The organism is Halorubrum distributum JCM 10118, from assembly GCF_000337335.1.
Lineage (GTDB): Archaea > Halobacteriota > Halobacteria > Halobacteriales > Haloferacaceae > Halorubrum > Halorubrum distributum.
The window spans coordinates 113,284-133,214 of the sequence record NZ_AOJN01000055.1 but is presented as its reverse complement, the minus strand read 5'-3'; the positions used below and the strand labels follow the sequence as shown (position 1 = coordinate 133,214).

Annotated in this window: 18 protein-coding genes and 1 tRNA gene; 14 read left to right on the top strand and 5 right to left on the bottom strand. The window is 69.4% G+C overall.

The window, feature by feature from the left end:
- The first annotated feature begins 37 nt into the window (after positions 1 to 37).
- From C466_RS12815 to C466_RS12795, 5 genes are all read left to right on the top strand, one after another.
- Positions 38 to 1,363 (top strand): outer membrane protein assembly factor BamB family protein, encoded by a 1,326-nt coding sequence (locus tag C466_RS12815; RefSeq protein ID WP_049908381.1) that lies wholly within the window; start codon positions 38 to 40, stop codon positions 1,361 to 1,363.
- A 112-nt stretch (positions 1,364 to 1,475) separates the two neighbouring features.
- Positions 1,476 to 3,131, top strand: a complete 1,656-nt coding sequence (locus tag C466_RS12810) for a CTP synthase (RefSeq protein WP_004599829.1) — start codon at positions 1,476 to 1,478, stop codon at positions 3,129 to 3,131.
- Complete coding sequence (gene guaA / locus C466_RS12805; RefSeq protein WP_004597711.1) at positions 3,132 to 4,049, top strand: glutamine-hydrolyzing GMP synthase; 918 nt, start codon at positions 3,132 to 3,134, stop codon at positions 4,047 to 4,049.
- On the top strand, positions 4,049 to 4,396 hold the full coding sequence (locus C466_RS12800) for a DUF7126 family protein (protein WP_004597709.1): 348 nt from the start codon (positions 4,049 to 4,051) through the stop codon (positions 4,394 to 4,396). Before guaA ends, C466_RS12800 begins: the two co-directional genes overlap by 1 nt.
- Positions 4,393 to 4,668: a glutaredoxin family protein gene (locus tag C466_RS12795; protein ID WP_004597707.1), complete on the top strand. Its 276-nt coding sequence runs from the start codon at positions 4,393 to 4,395 to the stop codon at positions 4,666 to 4,668. The genes C466_RS12800 and C466_RS12795 overlap by 4 nt, the downstream gene beginning before the upstream one ends.
- A gap of 42 nt (positions 4,669 to 4,710) precedes the next feature.
- On the opposite strand, the gene C466_RS12790 is transcribed toward C466_RS12795, so the two are convergent.
- Positions 4,711 to 6,417: an HVO_2922 family protein gene (locus C466_RS12790; protein ID WP_004597705.1), complete on the bottom strand. Its 1,707-nt coding sequence runs from the start codon at positions 6,415 to 6,417 to the stop codon at positions 4,711 to 4,713.
- 117 nt (positions 6,418 to 6,534) lie between these two features.
- Between C466_RS12790 and C466_RS12785 the strand changes: the two genes are divergently transcribed.
- The 6 genes from C466_RS12785 to C466_RS12760 all read left to right on the top strand — a co-directional run bounded on the left by C466_RS12785 (position 6,535) and on the right by C466_RS12760 (position 14,365).
- A complete protein-coding gene (locus C466_RS12785; protein WP_193366052.1) occupies positions 6,535 to 7,716 on the top strand; it encodes a metal-dependent hydrolase family protein in 1,182 nt (393 codons plus the stop codon).
- A 605-nt stretch (positions 7,717 to 8,321) separates the two neighbouring features.
- Complete coding sequence (gene ligA / locus C466_RS12780; protein WP_004597701.1) at positions 8,322 to 10,499, top strand: NAD-dependent DNA ligase LigA; 2,178 nt, start codon at positions 8,322 to 8,324, stop codon at positions 10,497 to 10,499.
- Between the two features lie 81 nt (positions 10,500 to 10,580).
- Positions 10,581 to 11,594, top strand: coding sequence for an ABC transporter ATP-binding protein (locus C466_RS12775; RefSeq protein ID WP_004597699.1), 1,014 nt, complete (start codon positions 10,581 to 10,583; stop codon positions 11,592 to 11,594).
- Positions 11,591 to 12,406, top strand: coding sequence for an ABC transporter permease subunit (locus tag C466_RS12770; RefSeq protein ID WP_004597697.1), 816 nt, complete (start codon positions 11,591 to 11,593; stop codon positions 12,404 to 12,406). The genes C466_RS12775 and C466_RS12770 overlap by 4 nt, the downstream gene beginning before the upstream one ends.
- A 133-nt stretch (positions 12,407 to 12,539) precedes the next feature.
- Positions 12,540 to 13,202 (top strand): MjaI family restriction endonuclease, encoded by a 663-nt coding sequence (locus C466_RS12765; protein WP_007995960.1) that lies wholly within the window; start codon positions 12,540 to 12,542, stop codon positions 13,200 to 13,202.
- A gap of 50 nt (positions 13,203 to 13,252) precedes the next feature.
- A complete protein-coding gene (locus tag C466_RS12760) occupies positions 13,253 to 14,365 on the top strand; it encodes a DNA-methyltransferase (RefSeq protein WP_004597693.1) in 1,113 nt (370 codons plus the stop codon).
- Between the two features lie 335 nt (positions 14,366 to 14,700).
- On the opposite strand, the gene C466_RS12755 is transcribed toward C466_RS12760, so the two are convergent.
- Positions 14,701 to 14,774: transfer RNA gene (locus tag C466_RS12755), tRNA-Val, on the bottom strand.
- 61 nt (positions 14,775 to 14,835) lie between these two features.
- On the opposite strand from C466_RS12755, the gene C466_RS12750 reads away from it, so the two are divergent.
- From C466_RS12750 to C466_RS12740, 3 genes are all read left to right on the top strand, one after another.
- A complete protein-coding gene (locus C466_RS12750) occupies positions 14,836 to 15,324 on the top strand; it encodes a DUF192 domain-containing protein (RefSeq protein ID WP_004597680.1) in 489 nt (162 codons plus the stop codon).
- A 77-nt stretch (positions 15,325 to 15,401) separates the two neighbouring features.
- A complete protein-coding gene (locus tag C466_RS12745) occupies positions 15,402 to 15,818 on the top strand; it encodes an SHOCT domain-containing protein (RefSeq protein WP_049908380.1) in 417 nt (138 codons plus the stop codon).
- Positions 15,819 to 15,950: 132 nt separating this feature from the next.
- On the top strand, positions 15,951 to 16,631 hold the full coding sequence (locus C466_RS12740) for a hypothetical protein (protein WP_004597676.1): 681 nt from the start codon (positions 15,951 to 15,953) through the stop codon (positions 16,629 to 16,631).
- Positions 16,632 to 16,686: 55 nt separating this feature from the next.
- On the opposite strand, the gene C466_RS12735 is transcribed toward C466_RS12740, so the two are convergent.
- From C466_RS12735 to C466_RS12725, 3 genes are all read right to left on the bottom strand, one after another.
- Positions 16,687 to 17,832: an ABC transporter ATP-binding protein gene (locus C466_RS12735; protein ID WP_004597674.1), complete on the bottom strand. Its 1,146-nt coding sequence runs from the start codon at positions 17,830 to 17,832 to the stop codon at positions 16,687 to 16,689.
- 111 nt (positions 17,833 to 17,943) lie between these two features.
- Positions 17,944 to 18,888: a carbohydrate ABC transporter permease gene (locus C466_RS12730; protein ID WP_004597672.1), complete on the bottom strand. Its 945-nt coding sequence runs from the start codon at positions 18,886 to 18,888 to the stop codon at positions 17,944 to 17,946.
- Complete coding sequence (locus C466_RS12725; RefSeq protein ID WP_049908379.1) at positions 18,885 to 19,931, bottom strand: carbohydrate ABC transporter permease; 1,047 nt, start codon at positions 19,929 to 19,931, stop codon at positions 18,885 to 18,887. Before C466_RS12725 ends, C466_RS12730 begins: the two co-directional genes overlap by 4 nt.

Sequence of the window (19,931 nt, the reverse complement as noted above, 5' to 3'; positions counted from 1 at the left end):
CGACTGGATTTTTATCCTCACCCGCGAACCGGTCCCCATGAGAGAACGGACGCGTCGCGACCTGCTCCGCGTCGCCGGCGGCGTCGGCGTCGCGGGACTCGCCGGTTGTAGCTCGCTCGACGGCGACTCGACGGCCGACGGTGACTCGCCCGCCGCGGACGCCGGATCCGGGTTTGACGGAGCCGACCTGCCGCTGGATCTCGACGGCCGACCGCAGTCGTCCGACGGACTCGCCTCGCAGTTCCGACAGGGGCTCCGGAACCACGGCCACATCGACGCGACGATACCCGAGACCGTCGAGGTGCGGTGGTCGGTCCCGGCGAACCGCGGCGAGCACTCCGCCTCGAAGGGCAGCCCGATGCCGACGCCGTCGGGCGACATCCTCGTCGCCGACGACACGGGCCGGATCCAGTCGATCGCGGTCGACGGGACGACGAACTGGGCGACGGACCTCTCCGACGCCAAGTGGGGGAGCCACGGTACCCCCGCGATCGCCGATGGCTTGGCGTACGTCGGCACCTACGACGGCGTCGTCTCCGCGGTCTCGGTCGCGAGCGGCGAGATCGAGTGGCAGACCGACGTCGGTGACGCGGCCGCCGCCAGCCCGACGTACCACGATGGGACGCTGTACCTCGCCGTCGAGTTCTCGCCGCCGAGCGGCGCCGCCGTCGCGCTGGACGCCGAGAGCGGCGAGGAGGTGTGGCGCGACGGCCGGCCGACCGACCACCCGCACTCGACCGTCGCGGTCGACCTCGAGCGCGACCGCTTCCTGTTCGGCGCCAACGACGGCCGCGTCTACGCCTGGTCCTTCGCCGACCGCGAGCGCGCGTGGACCTTCGACACCGGCGGCGACGTCAAGGCGCCGATCGCGATCAGCCGCGGGATCGCGGTGGTCCCGTCGTGGGCCGGCACCGTCACCGCCGTCGACGTCACCGACGGCTCCGGGCTCTGGGCGTTCGAGACGGACGAGTCCGTGTCGCCGTCGAGCGACCCCGACCCGATCCGCACGGGCGGCGTCATGTGCTCGCCGGCGGTCCACGACGGGACGGTGTACGTCGGGAGCCACGACAGGAACGTCTACGCGATCGACTTGGCGACCGGCGAGGAGCTGTGGGCGACCCCGACGGACGGGTGGATCACGGGGAACGTGACGGTGACGAACGAACACGTCCTCGTCGGCTCGTACGACGAGCACCTCTACGCGCTCGACCGCGGGGACGGCTCGGTGACCTGGGCGGTCGAGGGCAACGGCGAGGTGACCAGCGCGCCGTTCGTCACCGACGACGGGATCTACTACACCGAGCGCGCCCCGGAGGACACCGACGAGCCCGGCATGTGCTACCGGCTCGCCGCGCCGGAGTGAGTCGGCCGCCCCGCTATCGGGCGGTCGGGCGGCGCCTCGCCAGATCGTCACGAACGTCCACCCGAAACGGAGGGTCCGAAACGGTTTTGCCGGCCCCTGACGGACGGTCGATATGCCAGCAGATCCCGACACGGGGTACGACCCCTCGCTGGGTCGGAAGTTCGTGTTCGTCACGGGCGGTGTGATGTCCGGGCTGGGGAAGGGCATCACGGCCGCCAGCACCGGGCGCCTTCTCGCCAACGCGGGCTTTGACGTCACCGCCGTCAAGGTGGACCCCTACCTCAACGTCGACGCCGGGACGATGAACCCGTACGAGCACGGCGAGGTGTACGTGTTAAAGGACGGCGGCGAGGTCGACCTCGACCTGGGCAACTACGAGCGCTTCCTCGGCACCGACATGACGTTCGACCACAACGTCACCACGGGGAAGACGTACCAGCACGTCATCGAGCGCGAGCGCGCCGGGGACTACCTCGGCAAGACCGTCCAGATCATCCCGCACGTCACCGACGACATCAAGCGCCGGATCCGGGAGGCGGCCGAGGGGTCGGACGTCTGTCTCATCGAGATCGGCGGCACGGTCGGCGACATCGAGTCGATGCCGTTCCTCGAGGCGCTCCGCCAGTTCGCCCACGAGGAGGACGACGAGGACATCCTCTTCACGCACGTCACCCTCGTCCCGTACTCGAAGAACGGCGAGCAGAAGACGAAGCCGACCCAACACTCCGTGAAGGAGCTGCGGTCGATCGGGCTCCAGCCCGATATCTTGGTCGGGCGCTCGGAGGACCGGCTGGACCCGGAGACGAAAGAGAAGATCGCCCTGTTCTGTGACGTGCCCACGGACGCCGTCTTCTCGAATCCCGACGTCGAGGACATCTACCACGTCCCGCTGATGGTCGAAGACGAGGGGCTCGACGAGTACGTGATGGAGCGGCTCGGCCTCGTCGACGAGGCGCTCCCGAAGGAAGAGCGGTCGACGGAGTGGCGCGACCTGGTCACCCGCGACCGCGACGAGGAGATCGACGTGGCCTTGGTCGGCAAGTACGCGCTCGAGGACGCCTACATGTCGATCCACGAGGCGCTGAAACACGCCGGCATCCAGACCGGCACCGAGGTGAACGTGCTGTGGGTCGACGCCGACGAGACGCAGGAGGAGCACGAACAGCGGCTCGCCGAGGCGGACGCCGTCGTCGTCCCCGGCGGCTTCGGCTCCCGCGGCACCGACGGGAAGATCGAGGCGATCCGCTACGCCCGCGAGAACGACGTGCCGTTCCTCGGGCTCTGCCTGGGCTTCCAGATGGCGGTCGTCGAACACGCGCGGAACATTCTCGGCCTCGACGGCGCGCACTCCGCGGAGATCGACCCCGAAACCCCTCACCCGGTCATCGACCTCCTCCCCGATCAGTACGAGACGGAGGACATGGGCGGGACGATGCGGCTCGGCGCCCACGAGACCGACATCGAGCCCGACACGCTCGCGGCCGCGGTGTACGGCGCCGACTCCTGTACCGAGCGCCACCGCCACCGCTACGAGGTGAACCCCGAGTACATCGACGCCTTGGAGGCCGACGGCCTCGTCTTCTCCGGGCGCGCGGACAACCGGATGGAGATCCTCGAACGCCCGGACCACCCGTTCTTCTTCGGGACGCAGGCGCACCCCGAGTTCCGGTCGCGCCCGGACCGCGCGAGCCCGCCGTTCGTCGCGCTCGTCGAGGCGGCGCTCGGATCGACGGACACAACCGAGCGGAACGCGGACGTGAGGCTATAGATGGTCGAGACGGAGGAATTCATCGCGGAGGCGAAAGCGGAGATCCGGGAGGCGATCGGCGACGCGAACGCCGTGATCGCCCTCTCCGGCGGCGTCGACTCCTCGGTCGCGGCGACGCTCGCGTACGAGGCGGTCGGCGACCAGCTCACCCCCGTCTACGTCGACACGGGGCTGATGCGGAAGGGAGAGACCGCGGAGATCCGCGACACGTTCGACTTCATGGAGTCGCTGCGGGTGATCGAGGCGCAGGACCGGTTCTTCGACCGGCTCGAAGGCGTCACCGACCCGGAGGAGAAGCGCCACGTCATCGGCGAGGGGTTCATCGACGAGTTCGAGACGGTCGCGCGCGACGTCGACGCCGACTTCCTCGTCCAGGGGACGATCTATCCCGACCGCATCGAGTCCGAGGGGAACATCAAGTCCCACCACAACGTCGGCGGGCTCCCCGAGGTCGTCGACTTCGAGGGGATCGTCGAGCCCGTCCGCGACCTCTACAAGGACGAGGTGCGCGAGGTCGCCCGGAAGCTCGGCCTCGAGGAGATCATCTCCGAGCGGATGCCGTTCCCCGGGCCCGGGCTCGCCGTCCGGATCGTCGGCGAGGTGACCCCGGAGAAGGCCGACGTCGCCCGCGAGGCGACTCACGTCGTCGAGGAGGAGCTGGAGGAGTACGACCCGTGGCAGGCGTTCGCCGCGGTCCTCGGCAAGGCGACGGGCGTCAAGGGCGACAACCGCGTCCACGGCTGGGTGGTCGCGGTGCGCTCCGTCGAGAGCCGCGACGGGATGACCGCCCGCGCACAGGAGCTCGACTGGAGCACGCTCCAGCGGATCCAGAGCCGGATCACCGGCGAGAACGAGAACGTGGCGCGCGTGGTGTACGACGTGACCCACAAGCCGCCCGCGACGATCGAGTACGAGTGATGACGGACCAGTCACTCGCCGTCGTCGCCGGCCCCGACGAGAACGGTCTCGGCGAGGAACTGGCGGCGCTGGGCGTCGAGATCCGCCGCGTCGACGGGCTCGTCACGGCGACGAAGCTCGAAGAAGCGGGGGTCGCCGACGCGGCCTACTTCGTCCTCACGGACGTCGAGGAGGCGACCGGGATCCCGGTCGCGAAGGAGCTGAACCCGGACGTCCGTGTCGTCACGTACGCGAGCCGGTCGCTGCCGGAGTTCGTCGCGACCGTCGCCGACCTCGCGGTCGATCCCGATCTGCTGGACGCCGCGACGGTCGCCGAGGAGCTGCTGGCCGACGACGGCGAGCCGTGAGCGGGAACGACGACCCCGCGACCGTTCCGGTCACCCTCTACACCCGCGAGGACTGCTCGCTGTGCGTCGTCGCGCGCGAGACGATCGAGTCCGTCGCGGCCGACCTCGACGGCGTGACGGTCGAACTCGACGAGGTCGACGTCGACACCGACCCCGAACTGGCCGAGGAGTACGGCGAGCGCGTCCCGTACGTGCTCGTCGACGGCAACCCGGCGTTCAAGTACGAGGTCGACGAGCGCGACCTGCGGCTGAAGCTCTTGGCGGCGACCTGAGTCGGAACGCGAAAAATCCGCTCGAACCGCCCGCTCGTGCGTCTACTTCTCGACCGTCTCCGCGCCGGGCGCGTTCGCCTTCACGCGGGTCACGGCCTCGACGGCGTTCGACCGAGAGGCGTACCCTTCACCGGAGTCGGCGAGGACGTTGCCGTTGCGGTGGCGGAGCCGCCAGCGCCACTCCTCGGCGGCGTCCTCGTAGATCTCGAACGCCGCGCTCCCAGCGGCGAGGGCGTTCGCGTCGGGCGCGTACTCGCTCACGCGCTCGACCGCGTCCGTCGCGTTCGACTTCGAGGCGTACCCCTCGCCGCCGTCGGCGATGATGTTCCCGTTGTCATGCACGAGCCGCCAGCGCCACGACCCGCCCCTGTCCTCGTAGGCCTCGAACGTCGCCTTGCTCTCGCCGTCGCCCGCTCGCCCCTCCGCGCCCTCGTCGTCGGGGAACGCGAGGCCGGCGCCGCCCGCGTTCGACCTGACGCTGTCGAGCCCCTGCCGGGCCTTCTGTCGGGAGGCGTACCCCTCGCCGGAGTCGGCGAGGATGTTCCCGTTCTCGTGGACGAGCCGCCAGCGGTACTCGCCGGCCGCGTCGCGGAACACCTCGAACGCCGCGGGGTCGATCCGGAGGTAGTCCGCGGCGGCGACGTGGTCGCGCAGCTTCGCGAGCGCGCGCTTCGCGTTCGACTTGGAGGCGTACCCCTCGCCGGAGTCGCCGACGACGTTGCCGTTGTCGTGGCGCAGCCGGAAGCGCCACTCGTCGGCGTTGTCCGCGAACAGCTCGAAGGTCGCCCGGCTCTCCGGCGCCGCCGACTCGTCCGGGATAGCGACGTCCGGCTCCGCGGCGTCCTCCGGTTCCGGGCCGTCGTCGTCGGCGACCGCCTCGGCCTCCTCGACGGGCGTCTCGATCCGGAGGAGGCCCGCGCCGAGCGCGTTCCGCCGCACGCTGTGGAGCCCCTGCTGGGCCTTCCCCCGGCTGCTGTACCCCTGCCCGGAGGCCGCGATGACGTTGCCGTTGCGGTGCCGGAGCCGCCAGCGCGGCTTCCCGCTTGCGTCCTCGAACAGCTCGAACCGGGCCTTGCTCTCCCGGAGCGACGCGGCCGCGGCCTCCGCGGCCGTCGCCTCCTCGCGCGCCGCTTCGAGCTCCGACTTCGTTTCGGAGCGCTCCTCGCGGGCGGTCTCCAGTTCGGACTCGGTCGCGGCCAGCTCCTCCCGAGTCGTCTCCAGCTCCTCGCGGGTCGCGTCAAGCTCGCCGCTCGTCTCCTCGGCGGTCGCGGTCGCCGCGGCCGTCTCGCCGCGCATCCGCTCGTAGTCCTCGTAGACGGGGTCGGACAGCAGCGGGACGACCGTTCCCGCGAGGCCGATGAGGAACAGTCCGACGCTGTAGACGGCGATTATCGTCGTCTCGCCGGTGGTAGTGGACCAACCGTCCGGGAAGATGTTCACGAACCACACCACGGCGAGGACGCTCACCGCGATCCCCAGATACCCGAGGGACGTCCCCGTCCGACGGAGCGGGAACCGGATCACGGCGCCGAGCATGATGAACGGCGGCGCCAGCGCCGCGAGCGCGTACCCGATGCCGCGCGCGGTCGTCCCCCGCTCGGTGAGGAGGAACAGGGCGACGCCGACGAGGCCGAGCAGCACCCCGAACCCGAACAGCCAGTAGCCGTTCACCTCGTCGGCCGTCTTCGGCGTCCCGATCCGCCGCTCGTACAGACCGCCCTCTTGATTTGCCTGGTCATCACGTACCATACCAGAGACGACTCCGGCTACCCGTTTATAAGTAGGGGCGGATGACGCGGTTCCGATCGCGCCTCGCCGGCTACCGCGACCCGAGCGTTTACCACCTCAAAGATCCCTTACTGCGGTATGTACGTACTTCGAGGCGGTCGCGTGGCGGACGCAGCGGGGACCCGCGAGGCCGACGTGGCGGTCGCGCACGGTGAGATCGTCGCGGTCGGCGAGCCGGAAGCGGTCGACGAGGCGCTCGCGGCGCGCGACGGCAAGCCCGCCGAGGTCGACGTCGGCGGGCAGGTCGTCGCGCCCGGACTGATCGACGCGCACGTCCACGTCATGATGGACGGGCGCCCGGACGTCTCGACCGCGGTCTCGGAGAGCGACTACGCCGCGAGCTACCGGGCCGCGAGCAACCTCGAAGCCGCCGTCTCGGCCGGCGTCACGACGGTCCGCGACCTCGGCAGCCGCGGGACGCTCGCGCTCGACGCCGGCGAGGCGGTCGCTTCCGGCGAGATCGACGGCCCCCGGGTCCTCGCGTGCGGCCGCAACGTGATCATGACCGGCGGCCACGGCAACTGGTTCGGGCGCGAGGCCGACAGCCCCGCGGAGGTGCGGAAGGCGGCCCGCGAGCAGCTGAAGGCCGGCGCGGACGTGCTCAAGTGTATGGCCACCGGCGGCGTCCTCACCGAGGGCGCGGTGACGGGCGCCCCGGAACTGACCCCCGAAGAGCTGGCCGCGTTCACCGACGCGGCCGCGCCGACCGACACGCCCACCGCGGCCCATGCTCACGGCGAGGAGGGGATCAAGAACGCGGTCGAGGCCGGCATCTCCAGCGTCGAACACGGGACGTTCATGGACCGGGAGGCCGCCGAGATGATGGCCGAGCGCGGCACCTACTGGGTGCCGACCGCGAGCGCGCTCCGCGGCATCGTCGACAACGGCGTCGAGGCCGGGATCCCCGAGGACGCCGTCGCGAAGGCCGAGGACGCCGCGGACCGCTTCGACGACGCCTGGGACCACGCGCTGGAGGCCGGGGTTTCGATCGCGATGGGGACCGACGCGGGCACGCCGTTCAACTTCTTCGAGGAGATCCCGCAGGAGATGGCCCACATGGTCGACTACGGGCTCTCGCCGGAGCGGGCCCTCGAAGCCGCCACCGTCAACGCCGCCGACCTGCTCGGCCTCGACGACGTCGGCCGCGTCGAGGAAGGATATCGGGCCGACCTCGTCGTCCTCGACGCCGATCCGAACGAGGATGTCGCGGCGTGGCAGAACCCCGAAGCCGTGTTCGCGCGCGGCGAACGCGTCGAATAGGCGAACTCAGCCTGGTGGGGACTTTATAACTGACCGAGCGGCCTCGCAGTCGAGTGTCGATAGTTGAGCGGTGATTTCGCGGTGAACGTCCCCGAGGCCTCGGCCGGTCTTTTATAAGTGGCTGTCAGCGGATCGACGGAGACCACTTCCAAAGCCCCAGCCGCGACGGCTCGGTGCGCTCGCCGTGCTCCTCGTCGCTCGTTTCACTCGTTCCTGCGGTGCCGCCGGCGGCTTCGCCGCCGGCTTTCCGTGGCGCGTAGCGCCACGCTACTTGCGTCGCGCGCCTTCGCCCTCGCGGCTGCCCCTTTGATCCCCGCCCGCACGGCAACCGCACCTCACGCCTCCCCAGCCTCGTCGGCCGGTCTCCGCTTCGCTCCGANCGCCTCCCCAGCCTCGTCGGGCGCATCCCTCGGGCTCCCTCCGGTCGCCCTCGGAGCGCCCGACTCCCTCGCGCGTGCGACTCGCGGCCGCCGAGGGCGGCCGCTCGCCGGCACGCGCCACCGCGCGTTCAGTTATAAATCGTCTCGTCGCCGCCGATCTGCGCACCCGGCCGCGGAGCGACACGAACGGTCGCTTTTAATCCGAGCCGACGCAAGGGTCGGGCGATGACGAGCGCGCAATCCGGGTCGTCGGCCCGGCACGCGGACCCGGACGAGAACCCCTACGTCGAGGCCCCCCCGACCGACTTCGAGCCGGTCGAGGACCTCTCGGCGGACGCGGCCGCCGAGCAGGCCGAACTGCTCCGGGCGGCGGTCCGCGAGCACGACCACCGGTACTACGTCGCGGCTGACCCGCTGATCTCGGACGAGGCGTACGACGCGCTGTTCGCCCGCCTGCGCGACCTCGAAGCCGCGTTCGACCTCCCGACCGAGGACTCCCCGACGCGGCGCGTCGGGGGCGAGCCGCTGGACGAACTCGACACCGTCGAGCACGTCGCGCCGATGCTCTCCATCGACAACGACACTGACGCCGCGGCGGTCCGCGAGTTCGACCAGCGGGTCCGCGAGGGGCTGGCCGACGCGGCCGGCTCCGGCGACCTCGCCGACTTCGACCCGGCCGACCTCGCGTACGTCTGCGAGCCGAAGTTCGACGGCCTCTCGATCGAGGTGATATACGAGGACGGCGAGTACGTCCGCGCGGCCACCCGCGGCGACGGCCGCGAGGGCGACGACGTCACCGAGCAGGTCCGCACGATCCGCTCGGTCCCCGGCCGCCTGCGCGGCGACGACCACCCCGACCGGCTCGCGGTCCGGGGCGAGGTGTACATGCCCCGCGACGCGTTCGAGGCGTACAACGAGGGCCTGATCGAGCGCGGCGAGGAGCCGTTCGCGAACCCGCGCAACGCCGCGGCCGGCACGCTCCGCCAGCTCGACCCCGCGGTCGTCGCCGAGCGCCCGCTCGACGTCTTCTTCTTCGACGTGCTCGCGTGGGAGGCGGGCGAGGACGGCCCCGACCGCCCCGCGCGCCACCGCGAGGCGCTCGACGCGTTCGCGTCGTTCGGCCTCCGCCGGAACGACCGGGTGGAGGTCGTCCACGACGTCGAGGCCGCGATCGACTACCGCGACGAGATCCTGGCCGCGCGCGACGACCTGAACTACGCCGTCGACGGCGTCGTGATCAAGGTCGACGCCCTCGCCCACCGCGAGGCGCTCGGGAGCACGTCGCGCGCGCCCCGCTGGGCGTTCGCGCACAAGTTCCCGCCGCGGACCGCGACGACGACCGTCGAGGGGGTCACGGTCCAGGTGGGCCGCACCGGGCGGCTCACGCCCGTCGCCGAGCTCGACCCCGTCGACGTCGGCGGGGTCACCGTCTCTCGCGCGACGCTCCACAACCCCGCCGAGATCGAGGCGCTCGGCGTGAACGTCGGCGACCGCGTCCGGATCTACCGCGCGGGCGACGTGATCCCGTACGTCCCCGAGGTCGTCGAGAAGCGCAGCGAGGGGACCTACGCGTTCCCCGACGCCTGCCCGGTCTGCGGGGCCGACGTCGAGCGCGACGGCCCGCTCGCGTTCTGTACCGGCGGGCTCGGCTGCCCGGCGCAGTTGGAGCGTGCGGTCGAACACTGGGCGCGCCGCGACGCGCTCGACGTGGAGGGGCTCGGCCCCGAGCGGGTCGAGCAGCTCCGCGAGGCCGGTCTCGTGGAGTCGCTCCCGGACCTGTACGACCTGACCGCCGACGAGCTGGCGGCGCTGGAGGGGTGGGGCGAGACGAGCGCCGAGAACCTGATCGCCGAGCTCGACGCGACCCGCGAGCCGGCGCTCGACGACTTCCTCGCCGGGCTCGGGATCCCGGACGTGGGCGCGACGACCGCCCGGGCGCTCGCCGCGCACTTCGGGACGCTCGACGCCCTCCTCGACGCAGACGAGGCGGCCCTCCGCGAGGTCGACGACGTCGGTCCCGAGGTCGCCGGGTCGATTCGCGCGTTTTTCGATCGCGAGGAGAACCGTGCCGCGATCGAGGGGCTCCGCGAGCGCGGCGTCGACCCCGAGCCGTTCGAGACCGACGCGGGCGACGGCTCGGCCGACGCGCTCGACGGGCTCACCTTCGTGTTCACGGGGTCGCTCTCCGTCCCGCGAAGCGAGGCTCAGGCGCACGTCGAGGCGCGCGGCGCGTCGGCGACGTCAAGCGTCTCCGGGAACACCGACTACCTCGTCGCCGGCGAGAGTCCCGGCCGGTCGAAGCGCGACGACGCCGACGCGGAGGGCGTGCCCGTCGTCGACGAGGACGACTTCGCCGCCCTGCTCGCCGACCGCGGCGTCGACTGGCCGCCGACCGACGACTGAGGCGAGGAGGGTGTGCTCGCCATCGGCCGCGCTCCGCGACGACCCGCAACCATTTATCAACTTACGACGGGACCGAACGATATGACCGCGATCGAACTGCGGGGCGTGACCAAGGAGTTCGGCGACGTCACGGCCGTCCGCGACCTCGATCTCACCGTCGAAGACGGCGAGGTGTACGGGTTCCTCGGCCCGAACGGCGCGGGCAAGTCGACGACGATCGACATGCTCTTACACCTCGTCCGCCCGACCGCGGGGACCGTCCGCGTGCTCGGCGCCGACGTGGCGACGGACGGGGTCGATATCCGGCGCCGGACGGGCGTCCTCCCCGACGGCTTCTCGGTGTACGACCGCCTCTCCGGTCGGCGCCACGTCGAGTTCGCCGTCGAGTCGAAGGACGCCGCCGACGACCCGGACGCGCTGCTGGCGCGCGTCGGCCTCGCCGACGCCGCCGACCGCGACGCCGGCGAGTACTCGAAGGGGATGCGCCAGCGGCTCGCCCTCGCGATGGCGCTCGTCGACGACCCAGACCTGCTGATCCTCGACGAGCCGTCCTCCGGGCTCGACCCGGCCGGCGCGAAGGAGATGCGCGAGATCGTCCGCGCGGAGGCCGAGCGCGGCGCGACCGTCTTCTTCTCCTCGCACATCCTCGAGCAGGTCGACGCCGTCTGCGACCGCGTCGGCATCCTGCGCGACGGCGAACTCGTCGCCGAGGACTCAGTCGAGGGGCTCCGCGAGGCCGTCGGCGGCGAGGAGACCCTGGAGGTCGCGGCCGCGGGCGCCGACGACGACGCGGTCGCCGCCGTCCGCGCGCTCCCCGGCGTCTCCGGCGTCACCCGCGACGGCGACGAACTGGTGGTGAACTGCGCCAGCGACGCGAAGACGGACGTGATCGCCGCCCTGGAGGACGCCGGCGTCGCGGTCGCCGACTTCCACACCCGCGAGGCGTCGCTGGAGGACCTCTTCCTGGCGTACACGGAGGGCGACGCGGCGAGTTCGGACTCCGAGGAGGCCGATTCCGGACCGACAGGTGTCGACCCGACCGACCCCGGACCGACGGCCGACGACGAACCGGCGGAAGAGGAGGTGGACAGATGAGCCTCGCCGCCATCGCTCGGAAGGACTTCCGGGAGACGGTCCAGTCGCGCGGCATGATCGCCCTGGTGGTGCTGTTCTCGCTGCTCGTCGCGGCGTTCGCGTACGCGGTGCGGCCCACCGGCGAGAGCGAGCAGTTCGCGACCGAACTCCTGTTGAGCGCCTTCGTCGGGCGCTTCCTCGTCACGACGCTGGTCCCCCTCGTCGGCGTCGTCGTCGGCTACAACGCGGTGAGCGGCGAGCGCGAGTCCGGCTCGCTGAAGCTCCTCCTGTCGCTGCCGCACTCGCGGGCCGACGTGGTCCTGGGGAAGGTCGCCGGCCGCGGTGCGGCGCTCGCGCTCGCGGTGTTCGCCGGGTTCCTGCTGCCCGCGCTGGTGCTGATCGCCGCGCCGGTCGTGTTCAACGCCGGCGCGTTCCTCGGCTACACCGTGTTCGCGGCCGCGCTCGGCGTCGTGTTCGTCGCCATCTCCGTGGGCTGCTCGGCCGCGTCGTCGACCCAGCGCCGGGCGCTCATCGGCGGCGTCGGAGTCTACGTCCTCTTCGTCCTGTTGTGGGGCCCGCTCACCGGCCAGTTGGTGGGTGCGGTCGGGCCGGTCGTCGACGCGCTGCCGGTGTCCGCGGCCCAGATCAACGTGTTCCTCCGGGTCTCGAACCCGACGACCGCCGTCGAGGCGCTGTCGAACGCCTTCCTCGCGGAGCAACTGTTCAGCGGCGACACCGTGAACCAGCAGCTGTCGGCGGCCGCGATGCTCGTGTTCTGGACGCTCGCGCCGCCGCTCGCCGGGCTTCTGAAGTTCGACGCGGACGACCTCTGAGAAACCGGCTACCGTGAATCGGGGACGACTGGAGGGAGGGACCGGCAAAACTACGCGAACACGACGAACACTCGTTTTCGTGTCCGGCCCTATGGCCTAGGTATTTTTCACACTCTGACATGTAGTCTGAAATATGTCTGATGAAGACGAGTTCAGAATTTCCGAGGAAGAGCGTGACCGGTTAGTCGCCGAAGAGGTCGAAGAGTTCCCTATCGATAATCCAAAGTACACAACGTATCTGCTGAGGCCCGCAGTCAACCTCTCACAGTCTAATCGACCGCGGGTCGTGGGGCAGATGAGCGAGATCATTGAAGAGTTTCGCCAGGAGCATCCTGACGGAACGTTCGAGGACTGGGTGAAATACTACAAAACGGAACACGACGGAGACGAACGACTCGAGGAGGCCACCGAGACAGCGTACCCGATGGTTGAAAAGATGCGAGACGCATTCGAGGAGATCGACGAGGAGATGACGCACGATTTCCTCCGCGATTTAGTTTTGTTCAAAACCTACGAGGGCTTCGACATTCAGGAAGCGATACTGCGGAAACTGGGCGAGATGTATAACGAAGAGGTGACTCGTGCGAGCGCTGAGGACGAAAGCAAAGGTATTGACGGATACGTCGGCGACCAGCCTGTTCAGATAAAACCGACCACGTACCCGGACGATCTTCAGGAGGGCATTGAGGTCCCGATCGTCACCTACGATGAGAACAAATCGAACAAAGCAATGACGGTCAACGCGTCCGAATTAAGCGAGGAGATGGACATCGAGATCGGAGACGAGGATGACTGATCCCGAACTCCACCAATAACTACAAACACCCGCATGAGTAGCTTATACGCATGGAAACTTCCCACGATATTTTCATCGGGAACTCGCGCTCGCTGTCAGAGATAGAGGACGACGGCGTCGAACTCGTCGTGACTTCCCCGCCGTACCCGATGATCGAGATGTGGGACGATCTCTTCTTCTCGCTGAACGCAGACATTGAAACGTCTCTCGACGACGGTGACGGTCGGCGGGCCTTCGACCTGATGCACGAGGAACTCGCCGAGACGTGGGAGGAAGTCGAACGGGTCCTCGTCGACGGCGGGATCGCGTGTATCAACATCGGAGACGCGACTCGGAAGGTGGACGACAGTTTCAGAGTCTACCAGAACCACGCGCGGATCACCGAATACTTCGACGATATGGGGTTCGAACCCCTCCCGGACATCCTCTGGCGGAAGCCCGCCAACTCGGCGGCGAAGTTCATGGGGTCGGGGATGATGCCGCCGAACGCCTACGCGACCCTCGAACACGAGTACCTGCTCGTCTTCCGTAACGGGAAACAGAGCCGGGAGTTCCCGTCCGGGAACGACGTCCGGTACGAGTCGGCGTACTTCTGGGAAGAGCGCAACGAGTGGTTCTCCGACGTCTGGGAAGACGTTCGGGGAACGTCTCAGGAGCTGACGGACGCCGACACCGAGCTCAGGGATCGTTCGGCCGCGTACCCGCTGGAGGTCCCGTACAGGCTCATCAACATGTACAGCGTCTACGGAGACACAGTACTCGATCCGTTCTGGGGAACTGGGACGACCTCGCTGGCGGCGATGATCGCCGCTCGGAACTCCGTCGGATACGAGCTCCAAGAGAAGTTCACGGAGGTGTTCGACGCGGAGGTCGCCGGCGTCGCGGAACTCGCTCACGCCACGGTTTCGAAGCGAATTCGAGACCACGAGGAGTTCGTTGAACGGCGCTTAGAAGCCGGCAAGGAGTTCAAATACGACGCCGAAAACTACGACTTCCCGGTCACGACGAAACAGGAGAAGCCTCTCCAACTCTATACGATCGACGGGGTTGAGCAGACAGAGAGCGGATACGCCGTGACGCACTCTCCGTACAACGAGTCCGAGTCAATCGACGGGGACGCGGGCGGCCACGGACAAGCGACCCTCGGGAGCCAGTTCCAGTAACTTCTCCAGGTTTTCAAACCGACCCCTCCGTACCTGCGGCTCGCGGATTGCTCGCCGCAGGAGATGGGCTCGGGCGGGTTCGAACCGAAATCGGACGTGCTCGCTCACTCCGTTCGCTGCGCGCGACCGATAGGGTTCAAACCCGCCCTCGAACAGTCACGGCGGCGGCGCTCACGAGTTGTTCGCGGCGCCGACAAGTGGGCTCGGGCGGGTTCGAACCGAAGAAAGACGGTCGTCTCGCTTCGCTCGTCGCTGCGTCTTTCAGGGTTCGAACCTGTCTCTTATACACATCTCTGATGGCGNCCTGCGGCTCGCGGATTGCTCGCCGCAGGAGATGGGCTCGGGCGGGTTCGAACCGCCGATCTCAGCCTTGTAAAGGCCGCGTCATAACCAGCTAGACCACGAGCCCTCACCCGTCTGAACCCGCCGAGAGCGGAAAACGATTTCCTTCCGCGACGCGAACCCCGACCGTGAACCGCCGCCTCGTCGGGATCGCGGCCGCGCTCGCGCTCGTCGGCCTCCTCGGAGCCGCCGTCGCCGCGACGAACCCGGCCCTTCTCATCACTGGCTACGACACCGCCACGGTCGAGGCGGTCGACGGCGAGACGGGCGAGACGCTCGCGACCGTCGAGGCCCGAGTCGCCGACGGCTTCGTCAAGCAGTACGTCGGGCTCTCCGCGACCGAGGCCCTCGACGACGGTGAGGGAATGTTGTTCGTCCACGGCGAGAGCGCCGAGCGCGCCTACGTGATGCGCGACATGGCGTTCGCGCTCGACATCGTCTTCGTCGACGCCAACGGAACGGTCACGAGGATCCACGAGGCCGAACCGGAGTCGCGGCCGCTCACGCGCTACGAGGGGACCGGACGGTACGTCCTCGAAGTGCCGCGCGGGTGGAGCGACCGCCACGGCGTCGAGCCGGGCGACCGGCTGGTGATCGAGGATCGCGAGCACGCGTGACCGCCGGCGCGGCCCGCCACGCCCCGCCGCGGCCCGCCGACGAAACCGCTTTCCGCCTCGCAGGCGTCGCCTCAATCATGACCGGACTCGCCCGCCGGGTCGCGTGGAACCTCCGCCACCGCTGGCGGCGGGTGTTCGCGCTCTGCGTCGTCGGCGCCGGCGTCGCCGCCCCGCTCCTCACCGGCCTCTGGTGGACCCTCCCGCTCGTGTGGTTCTTCGGCCTCGTCATCCTCCTCCCCGTCCTCCACACCCTGACGAAGCCGGTCCCGGACGCCGACCCCGACGGCGGCGAGGACGCGACCGGCGACCCCGCGCTCGACGCCCTCCGCGAGCGGTACGCCAACGGCGACATCGACGAGCGGGAGTTCGAGCGCAAGCTCGACCGCCTGCTGGAGACCGAGGACGCCGAAACCGTCGACGGGCCGGCCGACGGCGACGTGACCGACCGCGTCCGCGAGGGGGTCCGCCGCGAGATGGAGCGGCTGCGAGAGTGACCGCCCCGTGCTCCGCGCGATGGGCGCGACCGACACCGTTTTGCGGACCGGCGACGAGGCGCTCGAACGTGTTCGAACCGACCGACCGCCCGCGGACGCGTGGCGCCGCCGGCCCGCCGCGGGGTGCGTGAGATGTTCCTCGAGGCCCTCCGCTACCCGGTCGCCGACCGGACGCGGCTGGACGGCACCGCGACGTGCCTCGCGGCGCTGTTCCTCGCCGGCGCGCTGCTCCGGGTCGCGGCCCGCCTCTGGCCCGACTGGGCGCTCGCGGCGCCGCTCCTGCTCGCCGTCGGCCCGCTCGCCGCGTTCCTCGGCCTCGTCGGCGGCGTGCTCGCCGGCGACGGGTTCCCGGCCGTCGCGACGGGCACGACGGCGCGGCTCGCCGGGCGACTCTCCGGCGCCGCCGCCGTCTACCTCTCCCCGGCGGTCGTCACCGTCGTCGGCGTCGGCTACGTCGTCGCGGCCGGGCGGGTCCCGAGCGCGCTGAGCGGCGTTGGCCTCGCGACGCTCTCGACCGTCGCGCTGCTCGTCACGGTCGTCTGCGCGTACCTCTTCCCGTCGGCGGCCGCCGTGAGCGTCCGCGAGGGGCTCCGCGCCGGCCTGCGGCGCGAGGCGCTCACCGGGACCGCCTCCAGCTCGTACTTCCTCGCGTGGGTCGGCGCGACGGTCCTCGTCGTCGTCGCGTGGACCGCGCTCGCGGCGACGGCCACGCGGAGCGTCGCGGCGCTGCTCGCGCTCGCGTGGGGCGCGTACGCGCACGTCGCCGCCGCGGCGCTGCTCGCCGACGGCGTCGACCGGACGAAGTACTGGTGAGCGTCGGGCGGAGCGAGATATCTAAAAAACGACGGCGACCGCGCGCCGCCGGCCCTCAGAGGTCGACCTGGTCGGCCGCGTCCTTCATCGACCGGTTGTGGAGCGCCTCGCCCGTTCTCCGGTCGAAGAGGTGGATCGCGTCCTCCGGGATCCGCGCGGTCACCGTGTCGCCCTCGCTGACTCGGTTGAACCCGTCGATCGTCGCGACGAGCGCCGACGCGTTCTCGGGGTCGGCGTCCGGGTCGAAGTGGAGGTACACCGTGTTCTCGTCGCCCATCGGCTCGACGACGTCGACGGTGGTCTCGAACTCGTGGTCGCCGGCCTTGTCGACGAGTTCGACGGCCTCGGGGCGGATCCCGAGGACGAGGTCGGTCGCGTCGCCGAGGTCGGCCCGGACGTCCTCGCGGATCGGGTACTCGAAGGCGTCGCCGACGAGCCGGTTGCCCTCCAGCGTCACGTCGAAGAAGTTCATCGACGGCTCCCCGAGGAAGCTCGCGACGAACTGGTTGGCCGGCTCGTGGTAACACTCCAGCGGCGTCGCGACCTGCTGGAGCTCGCCGCCGTCGAGGATGGCGATCCGGTCGCCCATCGTCATCGCCTCCGTCTGGTCGTGGGTGACGTACACCGTCGTCACGCCGAGGTCGTTCTGGAGCCGCTGGAGCTCGGTCCGCATCTCCGCACGGAGCTTCGCGTCGAGGTTGCTCAGCGGCTCGTCCATCAGGAACACCTCGGGGTCGCGGACGATGGCGCGGCCGAGCGCGACCCGCTGCTGTTGGCCGCCGGAGAGGTCGCTCGGCTTCCGGTCGAGCAGGTTCGAGATGCCGAGCATCTCGCCCGTCTCCGAGACCATCCGGTTGATCTCGTCGTCCGGGAGGTCCGTCGACTCCTCGAGGCCGAACGACATGTTCTGTCGGACGCTCATGTGCGGGTAGAGCGCGTACGACTGGAACACCATCGCGATGTCCCGGTCCTGTGACTTCACGTCGTTGACGACGCGGTCGTCGATGCTGAGCGTGCCGGCGGTGATCGTCTCCAGGCCGGCGACCATCCGGAGCGTCGTGGACTTCCCGCAGCCGGAGGGACCGACGACGACGAGGAACTCGCCGTCGTCGATCGACATCGAGACGTCGTCGACCGCGACGATCTCCTCGTCTCCGTCCTGGAACGTCTTCGTTATCGAGTCGAGTTCAAGCGTTGCCATGTCTTTGTGTTGTGGTCGGTGTCGTGTGGTCGTTCGCGCGCCGCGCCGCCTCGCAGTCCGGCCGCCGTCGTCCCGGGCGACCGCCGCCGCCGGCAGATGTGGGCGTCCGGGTCACGCCGCCACCCCATCGGCGAACTCCTCGCCGAAGAAGATGTACACTGCCAGCGTCGGCAGCGCCGCGAAGAACGCGCCGGCCATCCGGAGCGCGAAGTCCTGCCCCTCCAGCGAGGTCCCGAGACCCGCTAAGATTAACACGACGGGCGCCGCGGGACTCGACTCCGTCGAGACGAGCACCAGCGTGAACAGGAGGTCGTTCCAGATCTGGGTGAACTGATAGATGAGGACGACGGCGAACATCGGTCCCGACAGCGGGAGAACGATCCGGCGGTACACCCGACGGAGCGTCGCCCCGTCGAGGCGGGCCGACTCGATCATCTCCTCGCTCATCGTCTTGTAGTACGTCCGGAACAGGAGCGTACAGATCGGGATCCCGTAGGCGACGTGGGTGATCACCAGCTCGACGATGCCGGCGTAGTCGTTCGAGACGCCGAGCGCCCAGACGAACGACAACACCTGGTCGAGCTGGGCCCACTGCGACCAGAACTGGGTCAGCGGTACCAGCACGGCCTGGTACGGGATGAAGATCCCGGCGATGATCAGCATTAGCACCACCGCCTTGTACGACTTCTTCCAGGTCGGGATCGTCAGCCCGTACGCCGTGACGCTCCCGACGACAGCCGAGATGACCGTCGCGGGCACGGCGTACAGCAGGCTGTTCCCCATCCCGCGAAGCAGGGCGTCGATCGCCGTCTGCCACTTCTCGAGGGTGAATCCGGACGGCCCCGGCGGAGCGAACGGCGCCGTCTCGATGATCGCGGTTCCGGTCTTGAACGAGGTCACCAGTCCGGACTCGATCGGGACGAGGTAGAACGCCGCCGCGAAGATCAGGACGACGTACAGGCCGGCGTCCTCCGCCGTCATCTGGTCGAGGTTCCGGCGCAGCCGCGCCGTCGTCGTCGTCGCGCCGCCGTCGGTTCGAAGTTCTTCGTCGCTCATAGGTTATCCCTCCGGTATTCGTAGACGAGGTACGGGCCGATGACGCCGAGCGCCATCGCGAACAGGACGATCGCGATCGCCGACCCGTACGCCCAGTTGAGGTTCGCGTACGCCTCGCGCACCATCTTCGTCGCGAGGATGTCGGCGCCGTTCGGCGGCCGGTACCCCCCCACCAGCGAGTAGAGGAAGTCGAACGCCTTCATGCCGAACACCATCAGCACGACGGCGGCGCTGATGGTCGCGCCCTTCAGCTGGGGAATGATCACGCGCCAGTACATCTTCAGGGTCGACGCGCCGTCGACCTTGGCCGCCTCGTAGTGCTCCCTCGGAATCGCGCGCAGGCCGGCGAGGTACACGACCATCGCGTACCCCGAGAACTGCCACATCAACGCGAAGATGATCGCGTAGAGGACGATGTCCTGATTACCGAGCCAGCTCACCGGCCCGAGGCCGAACGTCCCGATGACGCTGTTGGCGATCCCGTTGTTGTAGTTGTAGATCCACAGCCAGAACTGGGCGGTGACAACGAACGAGAGGCTCATCGGCAGGAGGTAGACCGTCCGGAACGAGTTCTCGAAGCGGATCCCCCTGTCGATCAGGATGGCCAGCAGGAGGCCGACGACGAGCGTTCCCGCCGTGAACAAGACGAGCAGGATGAGCGTGTTGACCGCGGCGTCGACGAACCCGGAGTCCGCGAGCGCCCGGGTGTACATCTCGAAGTCGAGGTCCGAGTAGTCCGGCGCGTTCTCGAACCGCTGGTAGTCGGTCAGCGAGATCAGCAGGTTCCAGATGACCGCACCGTAGACGAACAGGCCCATCAGCAGGAACGGCGGGAGCCAGAATATCGACGACTCCATGAAGTCGCTCCCGAACCGCCGGTCCAGGGCCGACTTGAGACGCGCCGTCGCGTCCCGGTCCGGCTCCGTCGGCGGGTCGGCGGCGGGGCCGTCGCTCACGACGCCGCCGTCGGCGCGAACCTCGCTCTCGTCGTCCCCCGAGGAGGGCCTGATCGTCCGGTACAATCGACGGTAAAAATCGAGCAT